The sequence below is a fragment of the Enterococcus xiangfangensis genome (assembly GCF_005405365.1).
In the GTDB taxonomy this organism is placed as follows: domain Bacteria; phylum Bacillota; class Bacilli; order Lactobacillales; family Enterococcaceae; genus Enterococcus_A; species Enterococcus_A xiangfangensis.
This window is the reverse complement of record NZ_BJDX01000001.1, coordinates 83,871-105,553: the sequence shown is the minus strand read 5'-3', so window position 1 is coordinate 105,553 and position 21,683 is coordinate 83,871. Positions and strand designations below refer to the sequence as shown.

At 38.5% G+C, this 21,683-nt stretch carries 23 protein-coding genes; 19 read left to right on the top strand and 4 right to left on the bottom strand.

The genetic code is table 11. From position 1 onward, the window contains the following. The first annotated feature begins 12 nt into the window (after window positions 1-12). From tagD to FFM68_RS00490, 11 genes are all read left to right on the top strand, one after another. Complete coding sequence (gene tagD / locus FFM68_RS00540; RefSeq protein WP_137617502.1) at window positions 13-417, top strand: glycerol-3-phosphate cytidylyltransferase; 405 nt, start codon at window positions 13-15, stop codon at window positions 415-417. Beyond that, a complete protein-coding gene (locus tag FFM68_RS00535) occupies window positions 414-1,364 on the top strand; it encodes an NAD-dependent epimerase/dehydratase family protein (protein WP_137617501.1) in 951 nt (316 codons plus the stop codon). The genes tagD and FFM68_RS00535 overlap by 4 nt, the downstream gene beginning before the upstream one ends. 67 nt (window positions 1,365-1,431) lie before the next feature. Next, entirely contained in the window at window positions 1,432-2,382 is a 951-nt protein-coding gene (locus tag FFM68_RS00530) for a glycosyltransferase family 2 protein (protein WP_137617500.1), read from the top strand. A 593-nt stretch (window positions 2,383-2,975) separates the two neighbouring features. Beyond that, window positions 2,976-4,184 carry an endolytic transglycosylase MltG gene (mltG, locus tag FFM68_RS00525; RefSeq protein WP_167483433.1) on the top strand — a complete coding sequence of 403 codons (1,209 nt, stop codon included), beginning with the start codon at window positions 2,976-2,978 and terminating at the stop codon, window positions 4,182-4,184. 97 nt (window positions 4,185-4,281) lie between these two features. Beyond that, a complete protein-coding gene (greA, locus tag FFM68_RS00520; RefSeq protein WP_137617498.1) occupies window positions 4,282-4,761 on the top strand; it encodes a transcription elongation factor GreA in 480 nt (159 codons plus the stop codon). 187 nt (window positions 4,762-4,948) lie between these two features. Beyond that, window positions 4,949-5,671: a cell wall-active antibiotics response protein LiaF gene (liaF, locus tag FFM68_RS00515; protein WP_137617497.1), complete on the top strand. Its 723-nt coding sequence runs from the start codon at window positions 4,949-4,951 to the stop codon at window positions 5,669-5,671. After that, window positions 5,668-6,741 carry a sensor histidine kinase gene (locus tag FFM68_RS00510; RefSeq protein ID WP_137617496.1) on the top strand — a complete coding sequence of 358 codons (1,074 nt, stop codon included), beginning with the start codon at window positions 5,668-5,670 and terminating at the stop codon, window positions 6,739-6,741. The genes liaF and FFM68_RS00510 overlap by 4 nt, the downstream gene beginning before the upstream one ends. Window positions 6,742-6,801: 60 nt before the next feature. Then, window positions 6,802-7,434, top strand: a complete 633-nt coding sequence (locus FFM68_RS00505; protein ID WP_137617495.1) for a response regulator transcription factor — start codon at window positions 6,802-6,804, stop codon at window positions 7,432-7,434. A gap of 135 nt (window positions 7,435-7,569) precedes the next feature. Then, entirely contained in the window at window positions 7,570-8,235 is a 666-nt protein-coding gene (locus tag FFM68_RS00500) for a potassium channel family protein (RefSeq protein WP_137617494.1), read from the top strand. 11 nt (window positions 8,236-8,246) lie between these two features. Continuing rightward, window positions 8,247-8,540 (top strand): HesB/YadR/YfhF family protein, encoded by a 294-nt coding sequence (locus FFM68_RS00495; RefSeq protein WP_137617493.1) that lies wholly within the window; start codon window positions 8,247-8,249, stop codon window positions 8,538-8,540. A gap of 11 nt (window positions 8,541-8,551) precedes the next feature. Further along, entirely contained in the window at window positions 8,552-9,484 is a 933-nt protein-coding gene (locus FFM68_RS00490; protein WP_137617492.1) for a glycosyltransferase family 2 protein, read from the top strand. A 12-nt stretch (window positions 9,485-9,496) separates the two neighbouring features. Here FFM68_RS00490 and FFM68_RS00485 read toward each other — a convergent pair whose 3' ends face one another. Beyond that, complete coding sequence (locus FFM68_RS00485; protein ID WP_137617491.1) at window positions 9,497-10,444, bottom strand: phosphoglycerate dehydrogenase; 948 nt, start codon at window positions 10,442-10,444, stop codon at window positions 9,497-9,499. 88 nt (window positions 10,445-10,532) lie between these two features. Further along, window positions 10,533-11,348, bottom strand: coding sequence for a DUF1189 domain-containing protein (locus FFM68_RS00480; protein ID WP_137617490.1), 816 nt, complete (start codon window positions 11,346-11,348; stop codon window positions 10,533-10,535). Between the two features lie 162 nt (window positions 11,349-11,510). Between FFM68_RS00480 and FFM68_RS00475 the strand changes: the two genes are divergently transcribed. From FFM68_RS00475 to FFM68_RS00465, 3 genes are all read left to right on the top strand, one after another. Further along, entirely contained in the window at window positions 11,511-11,978 is a 468-nt protein-coding gene (locus tag FFM68_RS00475; RefSeq protein WP_137617489.1) for a GtrA family protein, read from the top strand. Window positions 11,979-12,050: 72 nt separating this feature from the next. After that, the gene (locus tag FFM68_RS00470) at window positions 12,051-12,659 is read left to right on the top strand and encodes a superoxide dismutase (RefSeq protein WP_137617488.1); all 609 of its coding nucleotides are present in this window, start codon (window positions 12,051-12,053) and stop codon (window positions 12,657-12,659) included. Window positions 12,660-12,892: 233 nt separating this feature from the next. Then, window positions 12,893-14,092 (top strand): LCP family glycopolymer transferase, encoded by a 1,200-nt coding sequence (locus tag FFM68_RS00465; protein WP_137617487.1) that lies wholly within the window; start codon window positions 12,893-12,895, stop codon window positions 14,090-14,092. Window positions 14,093-14,289: 197 nt separating this feature from the next. On the opposite strand, the gene rlmD is transcribed toward FFM68_RS00465, so the two are convergent. Further along, entirely contained in the window at window positions 14,290-15,663 is a 1,374-nt protein-coding gene (rlmD, locus tag FFM68_RS00460; RefSeq protein ID WP_137617486.1) for a 23S rRNA (uracil(1939)-C(5))-methyltransferase RlmD, read from the bottom strand. Between the two features lie 193 nt (window positions 15,664-15,856). Between rlmD and recX the strand changes: the two genes are divergently transcribed. The 3 genes from recX (at window position 15,857) to ntdP (ending at window position 18,429) form a co-directional block, all read left to right on the top strand. Further along, entirely contained in the window at window positions 15,857-16,654 is a 798-nt protein-coding gene (gene recX, locus FFM68_RS00455; RefSeq protein ID WP_137617485.1) for a recombination regulator RecX, read from the top strand. After that, window positions 16,647-17,798: an A/G-specific adenine glycosylase gene (mutY, locus tag FFM68_RS00450; protein WP_137617484.1), complete on the top strand. Its 1,152-nt coding sequence runs from the start codon at window positions 16,647-16,649 to the stop codon at window positions 17,796-17,798. The genes recX and mutY overlap by 8 nt, the downstream gene beginning before the upstream one ends. A 97-nt stretch (window positions 17,799-17,895) precedes the next feature. After that, window positions 17,896-18,429: a nucleoside tri-diphosphate phosphatase gene (gene ntdP, locus FFM68_RS00445; protein ID WP_010740416.1), complete on the top strand. Its 534-nt coding sequence runs from the start codon at window positions 17,896-17,898 to the stop codon at window positions 18,427-18,429. A 71-nt stretch (window positions 18,430-18,500) separates the two neighbouring features. Here the strand turns inward: ntdP and FFM68_RS00440 are convergent, their stop codons facing one another. Continuing rightward, complete coding sequence (locus tag FFM68_RS00440) at window positions 18,501-18,932, bottom strand: GNAT family N-acetyltransferase (protein WP_137617483.1); 432 nt, start codon at window positions 18,930-18,932, stop codon at window positions 18,501-18,503. Between the two features lie 76 nt (window positions 18,933-19,008). On the opposite strand from FFM68_RS00440, the gene FFM68_RS00435 reads away from it, so the two are divergent. Together FFM68_RS00435 and FFM68_RS00430 are read left to right on the top strand one after the other, a co-directional pair. Then, window positions 19,009-20,133, top strand: coding sequence for an AI-2E family transporter (locus FFM68_RS00435; protein WP_137617482.1), 1,125 nt, complete (start codon window positions 19,009-19,011; stop codon window positions 20,131-20,133). 111 nt (window positions 20,134-20,244) lie between these two features. Next, on the top strand, window positions 20,245-21,621 hold the full coding sequence (locus FFM68_RS00430) for a hemolysin family protein (RefSeq protein WP_137617481.1): 1,377 nt from the start codon (window positions 20,245-20,247) through the stop codon (window positions 21,619-21,621). Window positions 21,622-21,683: the final 62 nt, after the last annotated feature.

Genomic DNA, 21,683 nt, shown 5'->3' with positions numbered 1-21,683 from the left:
AGGTGAACTTAAATGAAAAAAGTCATAACATATGGTACTTTTGATTTACTCCATTATGGACATATCAACCTATTAAGAAGAGCAAAAGAGCAAGGGGATTATCTTATTGTTGCTCTATCAACAGATGAGTTCAATTGGAATGAGAAACAAAAAAAATGCTATTTTGAGTATGAAAAAAGAAAACAATTGTTAGAGGCTATTCGATATGTAGATCTTGTTATTCCCGAAAATACCTGGAATCAAAAAACTAGTGATATAAAAGAATTTAAAGTCGATAAATTTATTATGGGTGATGACTGGGCTGGAAAGTTTGATTTTATTGAAACTGAAACTCGTGCTGAAGTGATATATCTTCCTAGAACTCCAGAGATTTCTACAACACAAATCAAGAGAGATTTAGAGGCTAAGAAAATATGACTAATTATCTAATCACAGGTGGAGCCGGGTTTATCGGCTCGACTTTAGCGAATCATTTATCTAAAGAAAATTCAGTGGTCGTAATTGATGATCTTTCAATGGGGAAAGAAGAGAACTTAAATAAAAATTCGAATCTGAAGTTTATTAATGGTTCTGTTACGGACAAAGAATTAATGACTGATGTACTTTCTCAAAATACGTTTGATTATATCTTCCATTTTGCAGCGATTGCGAGTGTGGCTGATTCAGTTGAACGGCCAGTTGAAACACATCAAATCAATTTTGAAAGTGTGCTACTATTATTAGAGTTAGTTCGAAAGTACCAAAAAGACTTGCAGCGGTTAGTCTTTAGCTCATCTGCAGCAGTCTATGGTGATGAATCGACACTGCCTAAGAAAGAAGAATCAGTTATTCGTCCACTGACTCCGTATGCAGTTGATAAATTTGCCGCAGAGCAATATGTCTTAGATTACAATCATCTTTATGGCGTTAATACTAGTGCAGTGAGGTTCTTTAATGTCTATGGACCGAATCAGAATCCGGAATCTCCATACAGTGGAGTCATTTCTATTTTAGTTGATCGTTATAAGAAACTAAAAAAAGGCGAAGAAACGCAATTTACACTATTCGGAGATGGCTCACAGTCACGTGATTTTGTTTTTGTTGAAGATGTTATCCAAGCTTTGTTACTAGTAGCTGCTAGTGAGGAATCTTTAGGAAAACAGTTTAACGTTGGAACTGGGAAAGCAATTGCTTTAAAAGAGTTAATTGAAGTGATAAATGATACATTAGAAATCAAATTGCCTGTTAAATATGAGGCTGAAAGAGATGGCGACATCAAGGACTCTGTTGCTGATATTTCTAGATTGAAGAAGTTAGGATACAAACCAGAATTTAGTATCAAAGAAGGCATAAAGAAATATCTAATATCTGAAGGTTTGATTTAAAAAGTCGGAGCATCTCCGGCTTTTTTTTGGTATTATTGTAGATAGTTGTGTAGTTAGGAGAATAAACATGAATGATGAAAAAATAGTAATTCTTATCCCCTGTTATAACGAAGCACTTACTATAAAAAAAGTGATTAACGATTTCCAAAAGGAATTACCTGAGGCAGATATTTATGTCTACGATAATAATTCGACAGACAATACGTATGAGATCGCACTTAATGAAGGAGCAATCGTAAAAAAAGAGCCGCGTCAAGGTAAGGGAAATGTCATTCGCCAAATGTTTTTTGACATTGAAGCCGATTATTATTTAATGGTCGATGGAGATGATACTTATCCTGCAGAAAATGTTCATGAGCTGATTGCTGCATTAAGAGAAGGAAAAGCGGATATGGTTATTGGCGATCGTTTATCAAATGGAACGTATTTTAATGAGAACAAGCGGGCTTTCCATGATTTTGGGAACAACTTAGTTAAAAATTCAATCAATCGCCTGTATAAAGCGAATATCAAGGATGTAATGACTGGCTATCGCGGATTCAATCGTGTGTTTGTCAAAAGTTTCCCAGTGATGAGTTCTGGGTTTCAAATCGAAACGGAATTTACGATCCATGCGTTGGATAAACGTTTCAAGTTGGTGGAGATTCCAATTGATTATCGAGATCGGCCAGAAGGCAGCGAGTCTAAATTAGACACATTTTCTGATGGGACAAAAGTATTACTTACGATCATGAAAATGTTTAAAGATTATAAACCGTTATTATTTTTCTCGCTTTTTAGTTTCATCTTCTTTTTACTAGGCTTGATTTTTGGTGTACCGGTGATCAATGAATTTGTCCGTACGAGCTTTATAACGAAAGTCCCATCTTCGATTCTTGCGACAGGCCTGATGATTTTTGCCTTGCTGCTGCTGATTACAGGCTTGATCTTAGATACCGTTGTAACCAATTCTAAAAAAGAGTATGAATTAAATTTGTATCGTCTGTACAAAGAAAATATTCAAAAGAAAAAAATATAATTTCCTTAACTAAATAAAGTTTACATTTCACTCCTCTTTCATTTCATGTATAATGGTTTAAGTTATGACATGAAGTAAGGAGGAGTTGTTTTTTGTCTGAGGATCAAAATCAACACTCAGAAGAAGGATCTTTTAAAGAGCAGATCATGCGGGCTTTAGAAGAGGGCAAAAAAAGTCGTGAAGTAGAAGCTGGTAAAAAAACTTCTGCTTACAGTGGAACATCAAAAGAAAAAAAGAATGGTAGCGATGACGACTTAGCTTCGTCTTATGAGCGTTTATTTGGTAATAGACAAAATAAGCAAGACACAACTGACTCTGAGCAAAAATTAAAATCAACTGAAAAAATAATTGAACCGCCGAAAAAAGCGCCTATCGTAGAAGATACAGTTCGTAGTGAGCCTAAATCAGCAGCTAACAAAGCGATCCCCCAAGAAACAAAAACTACAGGGGTTGATGAAGGAAACACTAGTAATAAGAATGTTGAAAAGATAGAAGCTTCAAAAGAGGCAGCAAGGCGGATCAAAAATCGACATTCAGAAAAGACTGCTTTGCCGGTAAAAGAAGTTGAAGCAGAAAAAGTACCAAAGAATGATATGAATGCTGAGACAGAGCCATCGATTTTCCATCGTCTAGGTGAAAAATTTGATGAGCTTCGTCATATGGAAGAAGAATTTGAAGAAGATTTAAGTGAGGAGAGCAATTTGAAACGAGCAGAACGTCGCAAAGAAGATCGAGTCGTCCGGAAAATTGTTTATATCTTGACGATCGGTATTTTGATCGTCGCCGGAATTTTAGCCATCTCAGGATATAACTATGTTAATGCCGGGTTGAAACCGTTAGATAAAAACGATAAAAAATTAGTACAAGTAGAAGTACCAAGCGGCTCATCCAATCGTCAAATCGGTGACATTTTGGAAGATGGAGAGGTTATCCGTGATGGGATGGTCTTCAATTTCTATACAAAATTCAAAAATTTAACGAATTTTCAAGCTGGTTATTATCAGTTTTCACCAAATATGAGTTTGGATCAAATCAGTAAAGAATTACAACAAGGCGGCAGTGCCGAGCCATTGGATGATGCATCAAAATTAACGGTCCCAGAAGGTTATGATGTGGACCAGATCGCTAGTTTGATAGCGAAGAAGACAGACTTCAAGAAAGAAGACTTCATCAAAGTAATGAAGGATGAAGATTTCTTTGATCAGTTGAAGACACAATATCCAGATCTATTAACAGATGCAGGCAATGCAGAAGATGTTCGTTATCGTCTAGAAGGGTATCTATTCCCAGCAACGTATAATGTTCATAAGAATCGCAGTTTGGAAGATTTGGTTACTCAAATGGTCGATACAACTAATCAAATCTTGACGCCTTACTATAGTCAAATCAAAGAAAAAGGTCTAAACGTCCAAGAAGTGATGACGTTAGCTTCACTTGTTGAAAAAGAAGGGGTCACTCAATCAGACCGTAAGAAGATTGCACAAGTCTTCTTTAACCGGATTGAAGCTCAAATGCCGTTGCAGTCGGATATCTCGATTCTTTATGCGTTAGGCGAACACAAGGAACTTGTGACTTATAAAGATACGGAAGTGGATTCACCGTATAACTTGTATGTAAACTCTGGTTATGGACCTGGACCGTTTGATAATCCAAGTCAAGAAGCTATTTTGGCGGTGCTTGATCCGACAGAAACAGAAGACTATTACTTTGTAGCAGATATTACAACTGGGAAAGTTTATTATGCGAAGACATATGAAGAGCATATGGAACTGGTTGAAAAATATGTTAACAATGACAAATAAACAATTTACATTATAAGCATTACGTGGTAATCTTTTGTGGATTAAATCTATAAAGGATTACCTTTTCGTAATCTTATTTGATTGAAGGAGAATTAGTATGGCAGAAAAAGTATATCCGATGACTCTTGAAGGAAAAGCAAAGCTAGAGCAGGAATTAGAAGAATTAAAAACAGTAAAACGTGGAGAAATCATTGAAAGAATTAAAATCGCCCGCAGTTTTGGTGATTTATCGGAAAACTCCGAATATGAATCAGCTAAAGATGAACAAGCTTTTGTAGAAGGCCGGATCAATACTTTAGAAAATATGATCCGCTTTGCACAAATCATTGATAACGATAATGTTGATGCTGACGAGATCTCAATTGGTAAAACGGTGACATTTGTAGAATTACCTGACGATGAAGAAGAAGAATATACGATCGTCGGAAAAGCAGAAGCGGATCCACTGTCAGGAAAAATCTCAAATGATTCGCCGATTGCACAAGCATTGATCGGGAAGAGCGTGGGCGATGTCGTTACGATCTCAACACCAGGCGGAAATATGGAAGTTAAGATCACTAAAGTGACACAAAACTAAAAATACGGAAAGAGGCGCTGGTCGTCTCTTTTCTTTTAGCTAAATTCGGTCAATTTTCTGTTTTTAATAAATTTCGAGAAGTAATTTAGAAAATAGTTGAACTAAGGTTGCGACTTTAGACCGATGGTATTTAGAAAGTAAAAAAAGTAGAATAGGGTATAAATAAAAAAGTTGGAGGAAAGACAAAATGAAAAGTCCATGGCGCTTTTTTATTGTGATTGAGGCCTTGCTTGCGATTTTCTTATTATGGCAATTGTCTTCAAATCCTGCGATGTTGATCTTATTGCTCTTTGGGATATTGAATATATATTGGGCACTACGTAACCAGCAGCGGCGAAAATTCCAATTGATCTTAGGTTCAGTGATCTTGATCATCTGTTTAGTGAATAGCCCAGCGACTTGGCTGATGTTGGTTTTTGCAGTGATTTTTCTTGGTCTTAAAGGCTTTGAAATTGCAGGAATCTCTATGCCGAATCGTTCTATGAAGACTAAAAAAAGTATCGTGATGGTCGAAACAACAGATCCAGCCAGTCATAATGGTGAACGAAAAAAACAAAATTGGATCGGAAATGATCGAATCGGAACACAAGTCTTTGAATGGGACGATATCAATGTTGCGATTTTAGCAGGTGATACGATTGTCGATCTAGGCAATACATTATTGCCAAAAGAAGACAGTGTTGTGATCGTTCGTAAAGGATTTGGCCGGACACGAATTTTGGTACCATATGGGATTGGGATTCTTTTTGAGCATGCCACATTATATGGAAAAGTTATTTTTGATGACGAGCTGCAAGTGCTGCGCAATGAAACAATCAAAATATACAGCGAGGATTATGATGAGAGTCCCCGCAGACTAAAAATCGTAACGAATACGTTAGTCGGTGATGTCGAGGTGATCCGCGCATGATGGGGAAATATTCTCGACTACAGATCGCCCTTTACTTTGGGTTGATCTCCTTTTTATTGTTTCTGACGACACTATTTTTATACATGTACGCGATTGGCAAGCAGCAGTTATTTGCACAATTATTTATTGCACGAATTTTTTATATGCCATTATTTGTTCATATTATTGTGATCTCGCTGACAGTGAGCGCGGTAATTTATTTCTTGTTGACCTTTTTAGAAAAACGGCAATTGGGGAAACTTGAAGGAAAGTTGCAAAACTTAGCTTCGGGAAATTATGATCAGCCTTCGTTAGATATCGCGCTCACGCAAGATAAAGAGATGATGATCGTTGACCATGATATCAAACGGATTAAAGAAAAATTAGTCAGCATGTCGCGAGAATTGCAGCAGTTGAGCAGTCAGCCACAAATGGTCGATGGAACGACAAAAGAAAAGATTTTAGAAGAAGAACGGCATCGCTTGGCCCGTGAACTGCACGATTCTGTTTCGCAACAGCTTTTTGCGGCGATGATGATGATGTCAGCGTTAAATGAGCAGTCACAGTATTCGGAAGAATTGGAGCCGTATAAGAAACAGCTAGCAATGGTCGCTGATATTATCAATGCGGCACAATCAGAAATGCGGGCATTATTGTTGCATTTGCGGCCAATCAGTTTGGAAGGAAAAAGCTTGCGGCAAGGGATTGAACAATTATTAAAAGAGTTGCAGACAAAAATTCAAATCAAGTTGAAATGGGATGTAGAAGATATCCGTGTCTCAGCTAGTATCGAAGACCAATTGTTCCGTGTCGTGCAAGAATTGCTTTCAAACACATTACGTCATGCCAAAGCGAATGAATTGGAAGTCTATTTAAAAATAGTCGGCCAGAATATTTTGCTGCGGGTGATTGATGACGGCATCGGATTTGAAGCAAAAGATGAACATGCAGGAAGCTATGGTCTGCGAAATATTCGCGAGCGGATCGCAGGTGTTGGCGGTTCAACTAAAATAATCAGCTTTAAAGGACAAGGAACAAGCATTGAGATCAAAATTCCAGTCGTAAATGGAACGAGTCCGACCGATAATTGATGTTACGAATAGAAAAAACAGTACTGGAAAAATTTATGGATAGGAACTAGGAGGCAGAAGATGATACGAGTGCTATTAGTTGATGATCACGAAATGGTTCGGTTAGGCGTTTCTTCTTATTTATCGATTCAAACCGATGTAGAAGTCGCTGGCGAAGCAGAAAATGGTGAAGAAGGCTATGAGAAAGCTATGGAGCTTCGTCCAGATGTGATTTTGATGGACTTAGTGATGGAAGTGATGGATGGAATCGAATCGACCAAGAAAATTTTAAAAGATTGGCCCGAGGCAAAAATTTTGATCGTGACTAGTTTTATTGATGACGAAAAAGTTTATCCAGCGATAGAAGCTGGAGCATCAGGTTACTTGTTGAAAACATCAACAGCACACGAAATCGCCAATGCCATTCGCAAAACCTATGCTGGTGAGCGGGTACTGGAACCGGAAGTAACGACGAAGATGATGGAACAGTTATCCAATCGAAATCGACATGTTCTACATGAAGAATTGACCAATCGTGAACAAGAGATTTTATTGCTGATCGCCCAAGGGATGAGCAATCAAGAAATTGCAGATGAATTGTTTATTACGTTGAAAACAGTCAAGACGCATGTTTCAAATATTTTAGCAAAATTAGAAGTGGAAGATCGGACACAAGCTGCGATCTATGCCTTTAAACACGGGTTAATAAAATAGAGAGTCCATCTCTGTTTTATTGACCCGCTCTTTGTTATACTGAATAAGTAAAAAGTTCAACTAAAGTTTTCACCAAATGGCTGTCTAAAGTTTGGCGAGGCTAAGTAAAATAAATGATCATAATAAGGAGATACCATGAAACAAAGTTTTGTCATTATTGGTTTAGGAAGATTTGGCGGAAGTATTTGCCGGACATTGATCGAATCTGGGCAGGAAGTTCTAGCGATTGACAGCAATGAAGATCGAGTGAATGAATATATGAACATCGCGACCCATGCAGTTGTTGCTAACGCACAAGATGAGCTGACGCTGCGCTCTTTGGGGATCCGCAACTTTGATCATGTGATCGTAGCGATCGGTGAAGACATCCAAGCCAGTATCTTGGTAACACTGATGGTCAAAGAAATGGGTGTCCCCAATATTTTAGCTAAAGCGCAAAATGAATACCATGCGCGAGTATTAGAAAAAATCGGTGCTGACCGAGTCGTCCATCCAGAACGTGATATGGGTCAACGAATTGCCCATAATCTGATTTCTAAGAATATTTTAGATTACTTAGAATTATCGGATGAATTTTCATTGGCTGAGATCAATGTGACCAATCGAAAATTTTATGGGAAGACGTTAGACGAATTAGATTTTCGTCAGCGTTTTGGTTTGAATGTGGTGGCAATCCGCCGCGACAAACAAGATCCTATCGTTACACCGGATGCGGAAGAGATCGTGCAAAAAAATGATCATCTAGTTGTAATTGGTCGCGATGAAGATGTCGATTATCTAGATGAAAAAATGAATGGATAGGTGGTTTTTAAATGAAATTAACAATAACACCCCAAGCCCAAGAGTGGTTCAAACGAGAACTTGAATTGGCGGAAGGTCAAGGCATTAAATTTTATGGCAAAGTCTATGGCAAGACACAGGTCCATGATGGCTTTTCAGTTGGAATGGCGGTAGATTTTCCAGAGAATCCATTGATTGAAGAAAAGGTAGCTGATCAGCTGTTTTTTGTTGAAGAAGCAGACGAATGGTTTTTCAAAGGATATGATTTAGTTGTTGACTATGATGCAAAACTAGATGAACCGAAATATGAGTTTAATCAAATTTAGAGGTGGCTTGAATGATATCAGTGATTGTTCCTTGCTTTAATGAAGAGGAAGCCATTCCTCTTTTTTTTGCAGAGATGGAGAAAGTAAAAAAGAATATCACTCATGAATTTGAATACATCTTTATCAATGATGGTTCTGCTGATAAAACGCTGGGAGTATTGCGCAAATTAGCTCGAACCCATCATTTTGTCCGGTATATTTCTTTTTCACGAAATTTTGGCAAAGAGGCGGCATTATATGCAGGGCTACAAGCGGCAACAGGGGAGCTTGTAACGGTGATGGATGTCGATTTACAAGATCCGCCTGAGTTGTTGCCGCAGATGGTTCAGCTGATCGAGACAAAAGGGATCGATTGTGTCGGTACGCGTCGTTCCGACCGCAAAGGCGAACCGCCTATTCGAAGTTTTCTTGCGAAAAAATTTTATCAACTAATCAATCGAATCAGTGAGACTGAAATGGTTGATGGGGCGCGGGACTATCGTTTAATGACAAGACAAATGGTCGATGCGATTTTGGAATTGACAGAACACAATCGTTTTTCGAAAGGTTTGTTCAGCTGGGTCGGCTTTGAGACTGAATATATTTCTTTTGAAAATCGGGAACGTACGGCAGGTGAAACTTCCTGGTCTTTCTGGAAGTTGTTCAATTATTCGATTGATGGAATCGTTAATTTTTCAGATGCGCCGTTAAATATTGCATCTTTTGTCGGTGCCTTTTCTTGTATGGCGTCAGTCATCGCAATGGTATTTATCATTGTCCGAGCGTTGCTTTTTGGTGACCCAACAGCTGGTTGGCCGTCATTAGTGACCATTATTTTATTTATTGGCGGGATACAATTATTATGTATTGGGATTATCGGAAAATACATCGGCAAAATCTTTTTGGAAACAAAAAAAAGACCGGTTTATATCGTTAAGGAAACAGAAAAAAAGTTGGAGCAGTAGGCTCCAACTTTTTTAGTATCCACGTTGCAACTCAACTTGATTGACTGCTAGTTCATTTGTTGCTACATAATTTTTCAGATTGGCTAAGAAAATTTGCATAAATTTATTTTGGAAGTCGACGGTCATCCCTGAAATATGCGGAGTGATCAAGAGGTTGTCTAATGTCCAAAGTGGGCTCTCTTTTGGTAAGGGCTCTTCTTCAAAAACGTCTAAGGCAGCAAAGGCAAAATATTTTTCTTTTAGAGCAGTCAGCAGTTCTTTCGTATGGACAGTATCACCTCGACCAACATTGATAAAAAGGGCGTCTTTTTTCATTTTTTCAAAAATATCGCTGTTGAAGATATGATAAGTTTCATCCGTTCCCGGCAGGATCCCTATCACGATGTCCATTCCAGGAACAATTTTTGCTAAATTTTTGATCGAGTAGGTCTCAACAAACCCCTCTGCAGGATGTCCTGTTGTATTGATTCCATAAACATTTACACCGAGACTGCGGATCGATTTTGAAAGTTGCTGACCGATGTGACCTGTTCCAACAACCAATAAATTTTTTCCGGCAAGCTGGTCATACTGGATAGCATCGTGCCCCCAATTTTTTTGTTCTTGATTTTTCACTGCTTGATAGAGTCCACGATAATAACCTAGCAAGACGCCAATGATGTGTTCACTGATCGACAATGCGTGGATTCCACTGCCGTTAGATAATAAAATATTTTTTGCTGAAAATTCAGCTAAAGGCAGAGAATCGATCCCAGCTGAGAGGGCTTGTACCCATTTTAGCTGATTTGCTGCTAGCAGTTGTTCATGGAATTCTTTTGACCAGCCGACAGATATTTCTACGGCTGAAAATTCATCTGGAGTTAAGGCTGTTTTGATTTGATAAGCCGGTGCAATTGCCTGGATTTTGTCGATAAATTCTTCGCGGAATGGTCGCTGCAAAAAAATAATTGGTTTCGTCATACGGATCCCCTCATTTCTTTTTACTAGAAATCTCAGTTCAATAGTATCAAAAATTCGAGAAAAAAACTGCTTACAGAATCGTAAGCAGTTAATTGGTCGGTAATTCGATTTTTGGAAAATAATTGATGACTCGGAAAAAGATAAACAAACTAACAAAGGTGATCAGGATACTTGAGTCAAAACTAGGCTGGAATAACAACACGATTGTCGCTAAAATCGTTGGGATCGTGGCACAAAAAATAATTGTTTTAAAACAATCAAAGAATTTTACACGACGCAAACGTAATTTTGCTACAATCATACCGGCAAAACCAGCAAAGATCAAGGTTACGAATAAATTGATGAAAGAAGGGTAGATCCCTGCAGCCAACATCACCAGCGGAGTCCAAATCGGTATCTTCAAATCCTTCAGTTCACTTCTCAGCGTATCTCCAGTCATAACACTTAGCGGCTCTTGCGCATAAGAAAATTTCAAAACATTATCGCCAAATAGTGCGGAACTAACCCCGCCATAATCAGGCAAGACAACGATTGCCTGTTTTTTTAATAGACCGACACTGAAGTAATTTCCGACGAGGTCTTTTTCAATATCTTCCTGCGTCCGTTTGTTTTCAGGATCAAAGGTCAAGATGATTGAATTCGTTTGATAGATGAATCCTTTTTCTGGTTTTGTTGTTTTGATCTCACCATCTTCAATTTGAAAATCAGGAATTTTTTCTACGATTTTCAGACTATCGGTTTTGATTTGATCCATTACTTGTAGTGCTTGGTAGACACTGGGAATTGCTAAAATCAAGCTCAAACCTAGTAAGTAAACAATCACCTTCCAAAAGGATGTATTTTTAGCATTTTTCAGATCTTCAAAACGAAAAAGAGATCCTTTGATTAATTGACGAAATGTCATGTGATCGCTCCAATCTTTTTATACAAGAGCCATTGTAGCGAAGTAATGTTGAAATAACAAGGCGATCCGTAAAAAAGTAAAAAGAAATCAAGAAAGAATTGACTAATATTTCTGGCTTCGTTATCTTATTTTAAGAAGAACAGAACAAGAAAGTGAGTAATTATGAAAATTTACCGTATATTCAAGGATTATTTAATAGAAAAAAGACTCTGGGAAGTCTTTATTTATTTATTTTTTGGCGGACTGACTACAGTTGTAAATATCGTGTCATTTACGTTATCATATCGAGTATTTAACTTGAGTTGGCCCATCTCAAATACTATTTCGTGGGTATTTTCGGTCCTGTTTGCTTTTGTGACCAATAAAGTCTGGGTCTTTCAATCAAAAACCGAAAGTTTTAAGGAACTGATTTGGGAATTCAGCAAATTTATTTTTGCCCGGGTAGTTTCTTTTGGGATGGATATGGCTACGATGTATCTCTTGATTGATTTGCTCCACACCGGCAATTTGATCGCTAAACTGATCACTCAAATCATCGTTGTAGTTGCTAACTATGTTTTCAGCAAAGTATTTATTTTCAAGAAGGTCGAGATCATCGAGGATGAGAAGGCAGATTCCTCGCCGCGGTAGGCATATTTTTTGAAGAACAAGGCATTGTTTGATACAGTCAGGATGTAAGATATTTTAAGGAGGAATTGAATAATGGCTTATACTTTACCAGATCTACCTTATGAATACGATGCATTAGAACCTTATATTGATGTTGAGACGATGCATTTGCATCATGACAAGCATCATAATACTTATGTAACTAATTTGAATGCTGCGATTGAAAAATATCCAGAATTAGCAGAACAATCAATAGAAGAACTAGTAACAAACTTAAACGAATTGCCTGAAGACATCAAAACAGCCGTTCGCAACAATGGCGGTGGGCATGCAAACCATAGTTTCTTTTGGAAAATCATGGCACCAAACGCTGGCGGTGCACCAACTGGCGCCATCAAAGCTGCAATCGATGAAGCTTTCGGCAGTTTTGAAAAAATGAAAGAAGAATTCAAGACCGCTGCAACAGGTCGTTTTGGTTCTGGCTGGGCATGGCTAGTATGGAACAATGGCAAGTTAGAAATTACTTCAACTGCCAACCAAGACAATCCATTGACTGACGGGAAAACACCAATTATCGGTTTAGATGTGTGGGAACATGCTTATTACTTGAAATATAAAAATGTTCGTCCGGATTACATCGCAGCTTTCTGGGATGTTGTGAACTGGGAGCAAGCAAACGAAAATTTGGCAGCTGCTAAATAATTTAAATATAACGGAAAGACTGTTACATCGGTCTTTCCGTTTTTTTGTTCTTTTGTTAATTTTTTGTGTCCTTCCCAAAATCTTCATAAATATATGGTATAAATCAATTTTGAAGAGCAAATGATCGAATCTTTTAATTTTTTTACATAAAAAAAATTATTTTTGGGCGACGGTTGAACCCATAGCCGATCTATGAGAAAATAAAACGTAAAAATCGTTGATAGAGGTGTGCCATGAGTCGTTGGAAAAAAATTATTATAGGATTACTTGTCCTATTGAATCTTGTTGTAGGCGGGATTACGTATTATGCAGTCCAAGTGACAGCTGATGCAAGCAAAATGGTCGATAGTATTCGTCAAACAGTCAAACGAACTAGTTTGAAAAGAGAAAGTGGCGAGAAGCCTAACATCAACGATGCGGAACCCTTTTCGATTTTGCTTGCGGGGGTAGACACGGGCGATCTAGGCCGTTCGGATCAAGGCCGTTCAGATAGTATGATGGTAGTGACTATCAATCCTAAGCAAAAAAAATCAACAATCGTCAGTCTTGATCGAGATATTTTAGCCAAGATCGTCGGTTATGGTACAAATGATAAATTGAACCATGCCTATGCTTTTGGCGGTGTCGAGATGTCGATGGACACGATTGAAACCCTATTAGACATTCCGTTAGATCATTATGTATCGATTAATATGCGCGGGTTAAAAGATTTGATTGATGCGGTCGGCGGGATCGAAGTAAATAATAAAATTGATTTCACCTTAGATGGTATCCATGTAAAAAAAGGCAAGCAGACGTTGAATGGTGAAGAAGGTTTGGCTTATGCGCGGATGCGCTATGAAGATCCAGAAGGGGATGTTGGCCGCCAACGACGCCAACGAGAAGTTGTAACTAAAATTTTGCGTAAAGCGATGTCAATCGATGGAGTCGGAAATTATCGCAAGATCTTAAAAGCGGTCGAAAAAAATATGGTGACAGATTTATCATGGGATGACATGATGGATATCGGGACTAATTATTTGTCAGCTTTTGATACGATCAAGCAAAGACAATTAGTCGGGAAAAGCCAAATGATCGATGACGTTTATTATCAAATCCTAGGGACAAATGAATTGCTGAGTATCCAAAACACGTTGAAGAAGCAACTAGGCCAAGCAACTGCTGAAACATTGCCGAATCTTGAAGAGGACGACGCAGACAGCTTGTTCTACGATGATTCTGATGGGGAAGCAAGCGAGGACTCGAGTCAATATGCACCAGGCTATGATGATCCCAATAATTATGACAGCAGTACGTATGGAGATTCTTCAAGTACGGATAGCGCTTATCAACAATACGAGGATTCTGCGAATGAGCAATACACGGATCCGAATCAAGCAGGTTATGGCGAAGAAGCGGATGCACAATATGGACAACTAGCAGCGGCTTACTAATTAATAACTAGGTAATTAAGAAGTCTCTTGAAATTTAAATAAGACAACTAAGAAAATTTTCTGAATGAGTATCTATGAAAAAGGCGTATGACTTGTCATACGCCTTTTTTCGAATAAATGGTGAAAAGTAGCTCTTTGCAATGAGCCGAAATTTCACACCTATTTCTTGAAGCCAGCACTTCTGTTTTAACTTTTTTTTATTTTCGAGATAATTTCACGACCACTTCGCAACGAGCGGTTTGTGGAAACATATCCACGGATTGTAGGTAATCTACTTGATAAATTTTAGTAAGACTCACAAGATCGCGTGCTAAAGTCGAAACATTGCAAGAAATATAAACCATCTGTGGACTAGGTGATTCTTGAATTGCTTTTAACAACTGATCATCTAAACCTGTTCTTGGCGGATCGACGACAATAGCATCCGGTGCGAAACCTTCTTTTAACCATTTTGGTAAGAGGCTCTCAGCCGTTCCGACTTCGTAATGCGTGTTGGTCAGGTTCATTGCTTCAGCATTTTTTTTCGCGTCGTCGATTGCTTGCGGGATGATATCCATGCCGCGCACTTCTTTTGCTTGCTTAGCTAACGATAAACCGATCGTTCCGACACCGCAATAAGCATCAACGACTGTTTTAGGCGTGGATAGATCTAATGCCGCGATGGCTTCTTGATAGAGTACTTTCGTTTGCTTGGGATTCAACTGGAAGAAAGCGCGTGGGGAAAGTTCAAAGCTTACTTCATTGATTTTTTCATTGATTACTTCTTTGCCCCAAAGATGAATGGTTTCATCACCCATTACAACCGAAGTCTTTTTATCTTGGATATTTTGCATAATAGAAACGACTTCTGGTAATCGATTGGTGATTTCACGGATCAGCGGATTGACTTTTGGCAGTTTTTTTGTTTTTGTGATCAACACTACTTGCATTTCGCCAGTCTCGATTCCAATTCGAACCATTAAAGTACGCATAATACCGGCATTGGTCCGTTCATCGTAGATTGGTACATCATATTTAGTTAATAAATTCGTCACCGTATTGATTACTTTTTGAGTAGTCGGTTCTTGGACGAGACAATCTGTCAAAGGAACTAGTTGATGCGAATCCGCGCGATACAATCCGGCTTCGACTTGTTTTGTTTTTTGGTTCTTCCGCAATTGAAATTGTGCTTTATTACGGTAGTGCCAAGGATCGTCCATTCCCAATGTATCTCGCAATTCAAATTGTTGATAGCCTGCTGGTTTGTATTTTTCCAAAGCCTGTTGCAATAGATCTTTTTTGAAGTCTAACTGTTTATTGTAGGCCAGATGCTGCAGTTGACAGCCCCCACATTCTTCATAGACGGGACAAGGCGGAGTGATCCGATCAGGACTTTCTTTCGTGATTTTTACTAAGCTAGCTTCGGCAAAACGCGGAGTTGCTTTCGTTATTTTGGCAATGACCGTTTCATTAGGTAAGGCGCCAGTCACAAAAATGATCAGCCGCTTATAATAGGCGATGCCTTCGCCATTGATACCCAGCCGTTTTATTTTTAAGGTTAATGTTTGATTTGGTTTTAGTTGAACAGCCATAGGGAGCCTCTTTCTTAAATTTATATTTTCAGCTTTTTATGTCCTTCATTTTAGCATATTTTTAGTGCTTGGCTGATTATCTATGATAGAATTAATTTTTGTGAGCAACAGCTGGATATCTTTCAGTTAAAAAGATTTTTTTCTAAAGTTAAACGTATAGTAAAGATACTTGGTTAAAAGAGGAGGACACAAGATGTTGACAGTAGTAAAGATCAGTCAAGGTCGCGGGCCTTATTACAAAGTTGAATTTTCTAATGGTGAAAAGCTACGCTTGTCAGAAGACACTGTCGTGCGTCACCGTTTACTCAAAGGACAAGAACTAACTGAAGAAGCGTTGGAAGCCATCAAGCAAGAAGGAAAAGAAGATCTAGGCTTTCAGCTAGCTTTGAACTATTTAAGTTACCAATTGCGAACAGAAAAAGAGCTGCATATTTACTTAAAGGATAAAGAGATCGAACAAGTGGATCGACAAAAAATCATCGAACGACTCAAAGAAATAAATTTAGTAGATGATCTTGTTTACAGCGAAAGCTATGTTCGTACACAAATGCGCCTAGGAGATAAGGGACCACGAGTCTTGCAGCAAAAATTGAAACAAAAAGGTGTGAGTGACAACAACATCCAACAAGCACTCTATCTTTATGAGGACGATGAGCAGTTCCAAGTTGCTTTTCACACCGCTCAAAAAGCTTTAAAAAAATTTCATCGCAGTAGTCAGCGAGAAGCGCGGCAAAAACTGCAGCAATTGCTGATGACCAAAGGATTTAATAGTGATATTAGCAAAAGTGTCTTAGCCGAGATCGATTTTTCTGATATTTTGGATCAAGAGGTCGATGCATTGGAATTACAAGGAGAGAAATTATGGCGGAAAAATCAACGGTTTGAACCAGCAAAAAAACGCCAAAAAGTCAAACAAAGTCTGTATCAAAAAGGCTTTCAATTAGATCAGATTGATGCGTTTATTCAAAGGAAAGAGGACGCTAATGAGTAAAAATTGGGAGAACTGGGATGCGGAAATGACTGCCGATTTCCAAGCTGATTTTCTTTCTTGGTATCAGCAGGAAAAACGAAACCTTCCATGGCGTTATGATCAAGATCCTTATCGTATTTGGATCTCAGAAATCATGTTGCAGCAAACGCGAGTCGATACAGTGATTGATTATTTTTATCGTTTCATGGAGGAATTTCCGACGATCCAGGAGTTGGCGGATGCGCCAGAAGATAAATTGTTGAAAGTGTGGGAAGGATTAGGCTATTATTCCCGTGCGCGTAATTTGCAAACCGCAGCAAAGCAAATCATAGCAGAATTTGACGGTGTATTTCCAACAACTGTCGAAGCAATCCGTTCGTTGAAAGGGATTGGGCCTTACACGGCTGGTGCTATCAGCAGTATCGCGTTCAAAATTCCAGAACCTGCGATCGATGGCAATGTGATGCGAGTCGTCAGCCGTTTATTTTGCATCGAAGCAGATATCGCCAAAGCCAGCAGTCGTAAAGTCTTTGATGAAGCGATGCGGAAAATCATTAGTCAAAACCAACCGGGAGAGTTCAATCAAGCATTGATGGATTTAGGTTCTAGTATTTGTACACCAACTAGTCCGCAATGCGAGAGTTGTCCTATTCGAAACTATTGCCAAGCATATCAAGAAAAACGTCAAACGGATTTTCCTGTTAAGTCAAAAAAACAAAAACCTAAAGATGTTTACTATATTGCAGGGATCATAGAGAATCAGCAGCAAGAAATTTTTCTGCAACGGCGACCAGAATCTGGTTTGTTAGCCAATATGTGGTTGTTTCCGCTAGAAGAGGTCTCACAGATAGAATTTCAAGCGTTTCAAAAACGCTACGATCCAGCAGCGTGGGATCTGTTTTCTAGTTCCTTAGTCGCTGAAGACAACCCGCCTTTTTTCTCTGAACAAGCAGTTGTTTGGCAAAAAAAATTACTTGGCGAGGTCAAACATGTCTTTAGCCACTTGCGTTGGCATATTTTAGTTTTTTATGGACGCAATACAGGCCCGTTAACACTCGCAGGTCAATGGGTGCAGCCAAAAGATTTTTCTGATTATGTCTTCCCAAAGCCACAGCAAAAAATGCTGGAAGTTTTTGAAAATAATTTAGCAGACGACAAAGAGTAGTAGGCAATCTTACATTTTATTGCTATAATAATTCTGATGTCGGTGTGATAACACCCAAACAAATGCGGAAATTTTTTTCGCTGAGGGAAGGGTAGCTATGGGAGTACCAAAAGAAGGAGAGTTTGTGACAATCAAAAGTTACAAACACGACGGCAGTTTGCATCGAACGTGGCGTGATACCATGGTATTAAAAACCAGCGAGTGTTCGTTGATCGGCTTGAATGACCATACATTGGTCACAGAATCTGATGGCAGAAGATGGGTCACTCGCGAACCAGCGATCGTTTATTTTCATCAAAAATACTGGTTCAACATAATAGCGATGATTCGAGAGAAAGGAGTTTCTTATTATTGTAATCTAGCATCACCTTATGTATTAGATGACGAGGCACTAAAATATATTGATTATGATTTAGATGTCAAAGTTTTTCCTGATGGCGAAAAACGTCTATTAGACGTGGATGAATATGAAGCCCATAGTCAGCAGATGCATTACTCAAAAGAAATTGATTATATCCTCAAGGAAAACGTCAAAATCTTAGTAGACTGGATTAACAATGAAAAGGGGCCTTTTTCCCAAGGCTATATTGATATTTGGTATGATCGTTATAAGCAATTGTCGCGGAAGTAGAAAGAAAAGGTTGTACCAAGTATTTGGTACAGCCTTTTTTGCAAGTCTTTCGGCTTTAGCCGTTTACGAAATTATAGTTCTTTTTTCATATGGACGTGATCGATCTCAGCATCTTGAAAAATCTCGCCATAAGCAGTATAGCCTAGTTTTTGATAAAACTTTTCAGCTGATAGCTGTGCGCCTAACTCAATTTTTGTAAACTTTTGTTGCCGCGCAAAAGTTTCTGCTTCTGCAATGATTGCAGCACCTAATTTTTTTCCGCGGTATTCTTTTAAAACAGCCATCCGCTGCAGTTTGAATGTTTGATCGTCCAACGGCAGTAGCCGAACAGTCGCGGCTGGTTTTTTATCAATATAAAGAACAAAATGAACAGAGTAGGCTTCGTTTTTATCAATCTCTAAACTGGCAGGAACACCTTGTTCTTGTACAAAAACTTTTTGTCGAATACGAACAGCGTCAAGGTAGATCTCGCTCATCGTATCCTTAGTGATTAAAATTTTCATAATGACACCTTCTTCAAGCAGATTTTGCATTACATGATGTATACTATAAACTAAAACTGAAAAAAGGAGTAGATGGATGTTTGAAAAAATAAAAAATTCAAAATTAATGTTTTGGTCACTTGAGATATTGATCATCGCGACAGTAATTTTGGTTTCATCAAAAATCGATTTTGTCTTTCAACCAATCGGGACATTTTTCACCACGTTGTTTGCGCCGATTTTGATTGCGGGCTTTTTGTATTATTTATTAAATCCGTTAGTAAATCTATTGGCAAAATTAGGAGTCAAACGCTTGATTGCAATTGCATTGATCTTTGTTTTGCTGATCGGTATGGTAGTTTTGATTTTCTTAAGCGTGATTCCAAATTTAGTGGAGCAGTTGGTGTCATTGGCTAAGAATATCCCAAGTTTTGTCAATAACATGCAAAACTGGCTGCAAGAACTAGCAGATAGTGCAACCCGATTCCCGATTTTCAAAGAATTAGATGTTGATAAATATATCAGCAACTTAGATGTTTCAGCCGGCAGTATCATCCAACAATCATTGACTGGAATGACGAATGGATTGGGCTCAATCATCGGAAAAATCACGACTGTAGTACTATTGCTGGTCACCGTACCGTTCATTTTATTTTATATGTTAAAAGACGGTGAAAAACTTGTTCCGAATATCGAACGACTTTTCCCAGAAAAACAGCGGGGAAACATCAAAGGACTCTTGGAACAATTAAACAAAACATTATCTGATTATATTAGCGGACAAGCGATCGAATGTTTGTTTGTCGGAACGTTTACCTTTTTAGGTTATTTGCTGATTGGTGTAGACTACGCCTTCTTGTTTGGTGTAATCGCCGGTCTGACGAATTTGATTCCTTATTTAGGCCCATATTTAGGACTAGCTCCTGCGTTAGTCTATACGTTCTTTGATTCACCTTACAAAGCGTTATTGTGTATCTTGGTTGTCTTAATCGTCCAACAAGTCGATGGCAATGTGATCTACCCGAATGTGATCGGGAAAACATTGAATATCCATCCGCTAACGATTATTTTAATTTTATTAGTTGCTGGTAAGCTTTCTGGAGTTTTAGGGGTCTTTCTGGGCGTTCCAGTGTATGCTATTTTACGGACAGTAGTCGTTTTTGTTGTGAAAATAGTCAAGCACAGCAAACAAGAGGAACGAGAGCAAGAGTTTTTACATTAGTTAGCGGCTCTTCGCTTGTAAAAGATTGCATTAAAACAGGTGATGTGATACGATTTTATCGTGGCCTTGTGCCACTTTTTTTACACTTTAAATTAAGGAGCGAATGCAATTATGAATGCTGACCCCGATAGTCAGTCGTTAATTTTACAACTAGGTCTATTAGTAATATTAACGTTAATCAACGGATTTTTAGCTGCGGCTGAAATCGCGGTGGTATCGATTAATAAGAACCGAGTGGAACAAAAGGCAGAAGAAGGCAATTTGAAATCAAAAAGATTACTGGAAGTTATTCAAAATCCGAATAATTTCTTGTCAACGATTCAAGTTGGGATCACGTTAGTCAATATCTTGTCAGGGGCTTCTTTGGCAGATAGTCTGTCTACTCGTTTAGCACCTCTATTAGGCGGAAGTGCAGCTGCACGAACAATTGCGGCGGCGATCGTCATGCTTTTATTGACCTATGTTTCAATTGTATTTGGAGAATTATATCCCAAACGAATTGCCATGAACAAAACCGAGGAAGTAGCACAACTTACTTCAGGAATTGTTCGTAAATTAGGAATGATCACGAGACCTTTCGTTTGGTTGTTGACAGCTTCGACCAACACATTGGCTAAAATCACACCGATGACGTTTGATGACGAAGATACGAAGATGACCCGTGACGAAATGCGATATATGTTAGAAAACGAAGGCGTATTGGACAACGAAGAAATTGAGATGTTGCAAGGCGTTTTCTCATTAGATACGAAAGTTGCTCGAGAAGTCATGGTTCCGCGGACAGATTCTTTCATGATCGACATCAATGATCCAGTATTAGAAAATGTTGATGAGATCTTGAGCGAAAGCTATTCAAGGATTCCAGTCTACAATGAGGACAAAGATAAAATCATAGGGATTTTGCATACAAAGACATTATTAAAAGCTGCTCGTCAATTCGGTTTTGAAAATGTTGATTTACGAAAGATTTTGCAAGAACCGCTATTCGTCCCAGAAACAATTTTCATTGATGATTTGCTTTATGAGTTGAAGAAGACCCAAAATCAAATGTCGATTCTGCTTGATGAATACGGCGGAATGGTTGGATTGGTTACTTTGGAAGACTTATTAGAAGAAATCGTAGGCGAAATCGATGATGAATCTGACGAAGTAGAAAAACTTTATGAGAAAGTCGGAGACAATGAATACTTGATAAACGGGAAGATGCTGATCGATGAATTCAATGAAGAGTTCAGCTTGAATCTGCACATGAGTGACGTTGATACGATGGCTGGTTATCTGATCACTGCTTTAGGGACGATCCCTGATGAAGGAGAAAAACTTTCCTTTGATGTGGAGGATCTGACTTTGATCTCTGAAGAAATGGAAGGCTCGCGTGTCTTAACTCTGCGTGCAATCTTTCATCCAGAAGAGCACGAAAATGTTGAGCCAGAAGAAGAACGTCGCTTCTTCACGAAAGATTTTGAAGACGATGAACCGCGCCGTTAATTAAGCAAAAGAAAACATTCTGCTTTGCAGAGTGTTTTCTTTTTGCCAGTTTTTCCAAACGT

Excerpts from the sequence above, each read along its gene's own strand:
- tagD (WP_137617502.1), top strand. The coding sequence starts at position 13 with ATGAAAAAAGTCATAACATATGGTACTTTTGATTTACTCCATTATGGA.
- FFM68_RS00535 (WP_137617501.1), top strand. The coding sequence starts at position 414 with ATGACTAATTATCTAATCACAGGTGGAGCCGGGTTTATCGGCTCGACT.
- FFM68_RS00530 (WP_137617500.1), top strand. The coding sequence starts at position 1,432 with ATGAATGATGAAAAAATAGTAATTCTTATCCCCTGTTATAACGAAGCA.
- mltG (WP_167483433.1), top strand. The coding sequence starts at position 2,976 with ATGAATGCTGAGACAGAGCCATCGATTTTCCATCGTCTAGGTGAAAAA.
- greA (WP_137617498.1), top strand. The coding sequence starts at position 4,282 with ATGGCAGAAAAAGTATATCCGATGACTCTTGAAGGAAAAGCAAAGCTA.
- liaF (WP_137617497.1), top strand. The coding sequence starts at position 4,949 with ATGAAAAGTCCATGGCGCTTTTTTATTGTGATTGAGGCCTTGCTTGCG.
- FFM68_RS00510 (WP_137617496.1), top strand. The coding sequence starts at position 5,668 with ATGATGGGGAAATATTCTCGACTACAGATCGCCCTTTACTTTGGGTTG.
- FFM68_RS00505 (WP_137617495.1), top strand. The coding sequence starts at position 6,802 with ATGATACGAGTGCTATTAGTTGATGATCACGAAATGGTTCGGTTAGGC.
- FFM68_RS00500 (WP_137617494.1), top strand. The coding sequence starts at position 7,570 with ATGAAACAAAGTTTTGTCATTATTGGTTTAGGAAGATTTGGCGGAAGT.
- FFM68_RS00495 (WP_137617493.1), top strand. The coding sequence starts at position 8,247 with ATGAAATTAACAATAACACCCCAAGCCCAAGAGTGGTTCAAACGAGAA.
- FFM68_RS00490 (WP_137617492.1), top strand. The coding sequence starts at position 8,552 with ATGATATCAGTGATTGTTCCTTGCTTTAATGAAGAGGAAGCCATTCCT.
- FFM68_RS00485 (WP_137617491.1), bottom strand. The coding sequence starts at position 10,444 with ATGACGAAACCAATTATTTTTTTGCAGCGACCATTCCGCGAAGAATTT.
- FFM68_RS00480 (WP_137617490.1), bottom strand. The coding sequence starts at position 11,348 with ATGACATTTCGTCAATTAATCAAAGGATCTCTTTTTCGTTTTGAAGAT.
- FFM68_RS00475 (WP_137617489.1), top strand. The coding sequence starts at position 11,511 with ATGAAAATTTACCGTATATTCAAGGATTATTTAATAGAAAAAAGACTC.
- FFM68_RS00470 (WP_137617488.1), top strand. The coding sequence starts at position 12,051 with ATGGCTTATACTTTACCAGATCTACCTTATGAATACGATGCATTAGAA.
- FFM68_RS00465 (WP_137617487.1), top strand. The coding sequence starts at position 12,893 with ATGAGTCGTTGGAAAAAAATTATTATAGGATTACTTGTCCTATTGAAT.
- rlmD (WP_137617486.1), bottom strand. The coding sequence starts at position 15,663 with ATGGCTGTTCAACTAAAACCAAATCAAACATTAACCTTAAAAATAAAA.
- recX (WP_137617485.1), top strand. The coding sequence starts at position 15,857 with ATGTTGACAGTAGTAAAGATCAGTCAAGGTCGCGGGCCTTATTACAAA.
- mutY (WP_137617484.1), top strand. The coding sequence starts at position 16,647 with ATGAGTAAAAATTGGGAGAACTGGGATGCGGAAATGACTGCCGATTTC.
- ntdP (WP_010740416.1), top strand. The coding sequence starts at position 17,896 with ATGGGAGTACCAAAAGAAGGAGAGTTTGTGACAATCAAAAGTTACAAA.
- FFM68_RS00440 (WP_137617483.1), bottom strand. The coding sequence starts at position 18,932 with ATGAAAATTTTAATCACTAAGGATACGATGAGCGAGATCTACCTTGAC.
- FFM68_RS00435 (WP_137617482.1), top strand. The coding sequence starts at position 19,009 with ATGTTTGAAAAAATAAAAAATTCAAAATTAATGTTTTGGTCACTTGAG.
- FFM68_RS00430 (WP_137617481.1), top strand. The coding sequence starts at position 20,245 with ATGAATGCTGACCCCGATAGTCAGTCGTTAATTTTACAACTAGGTCTA.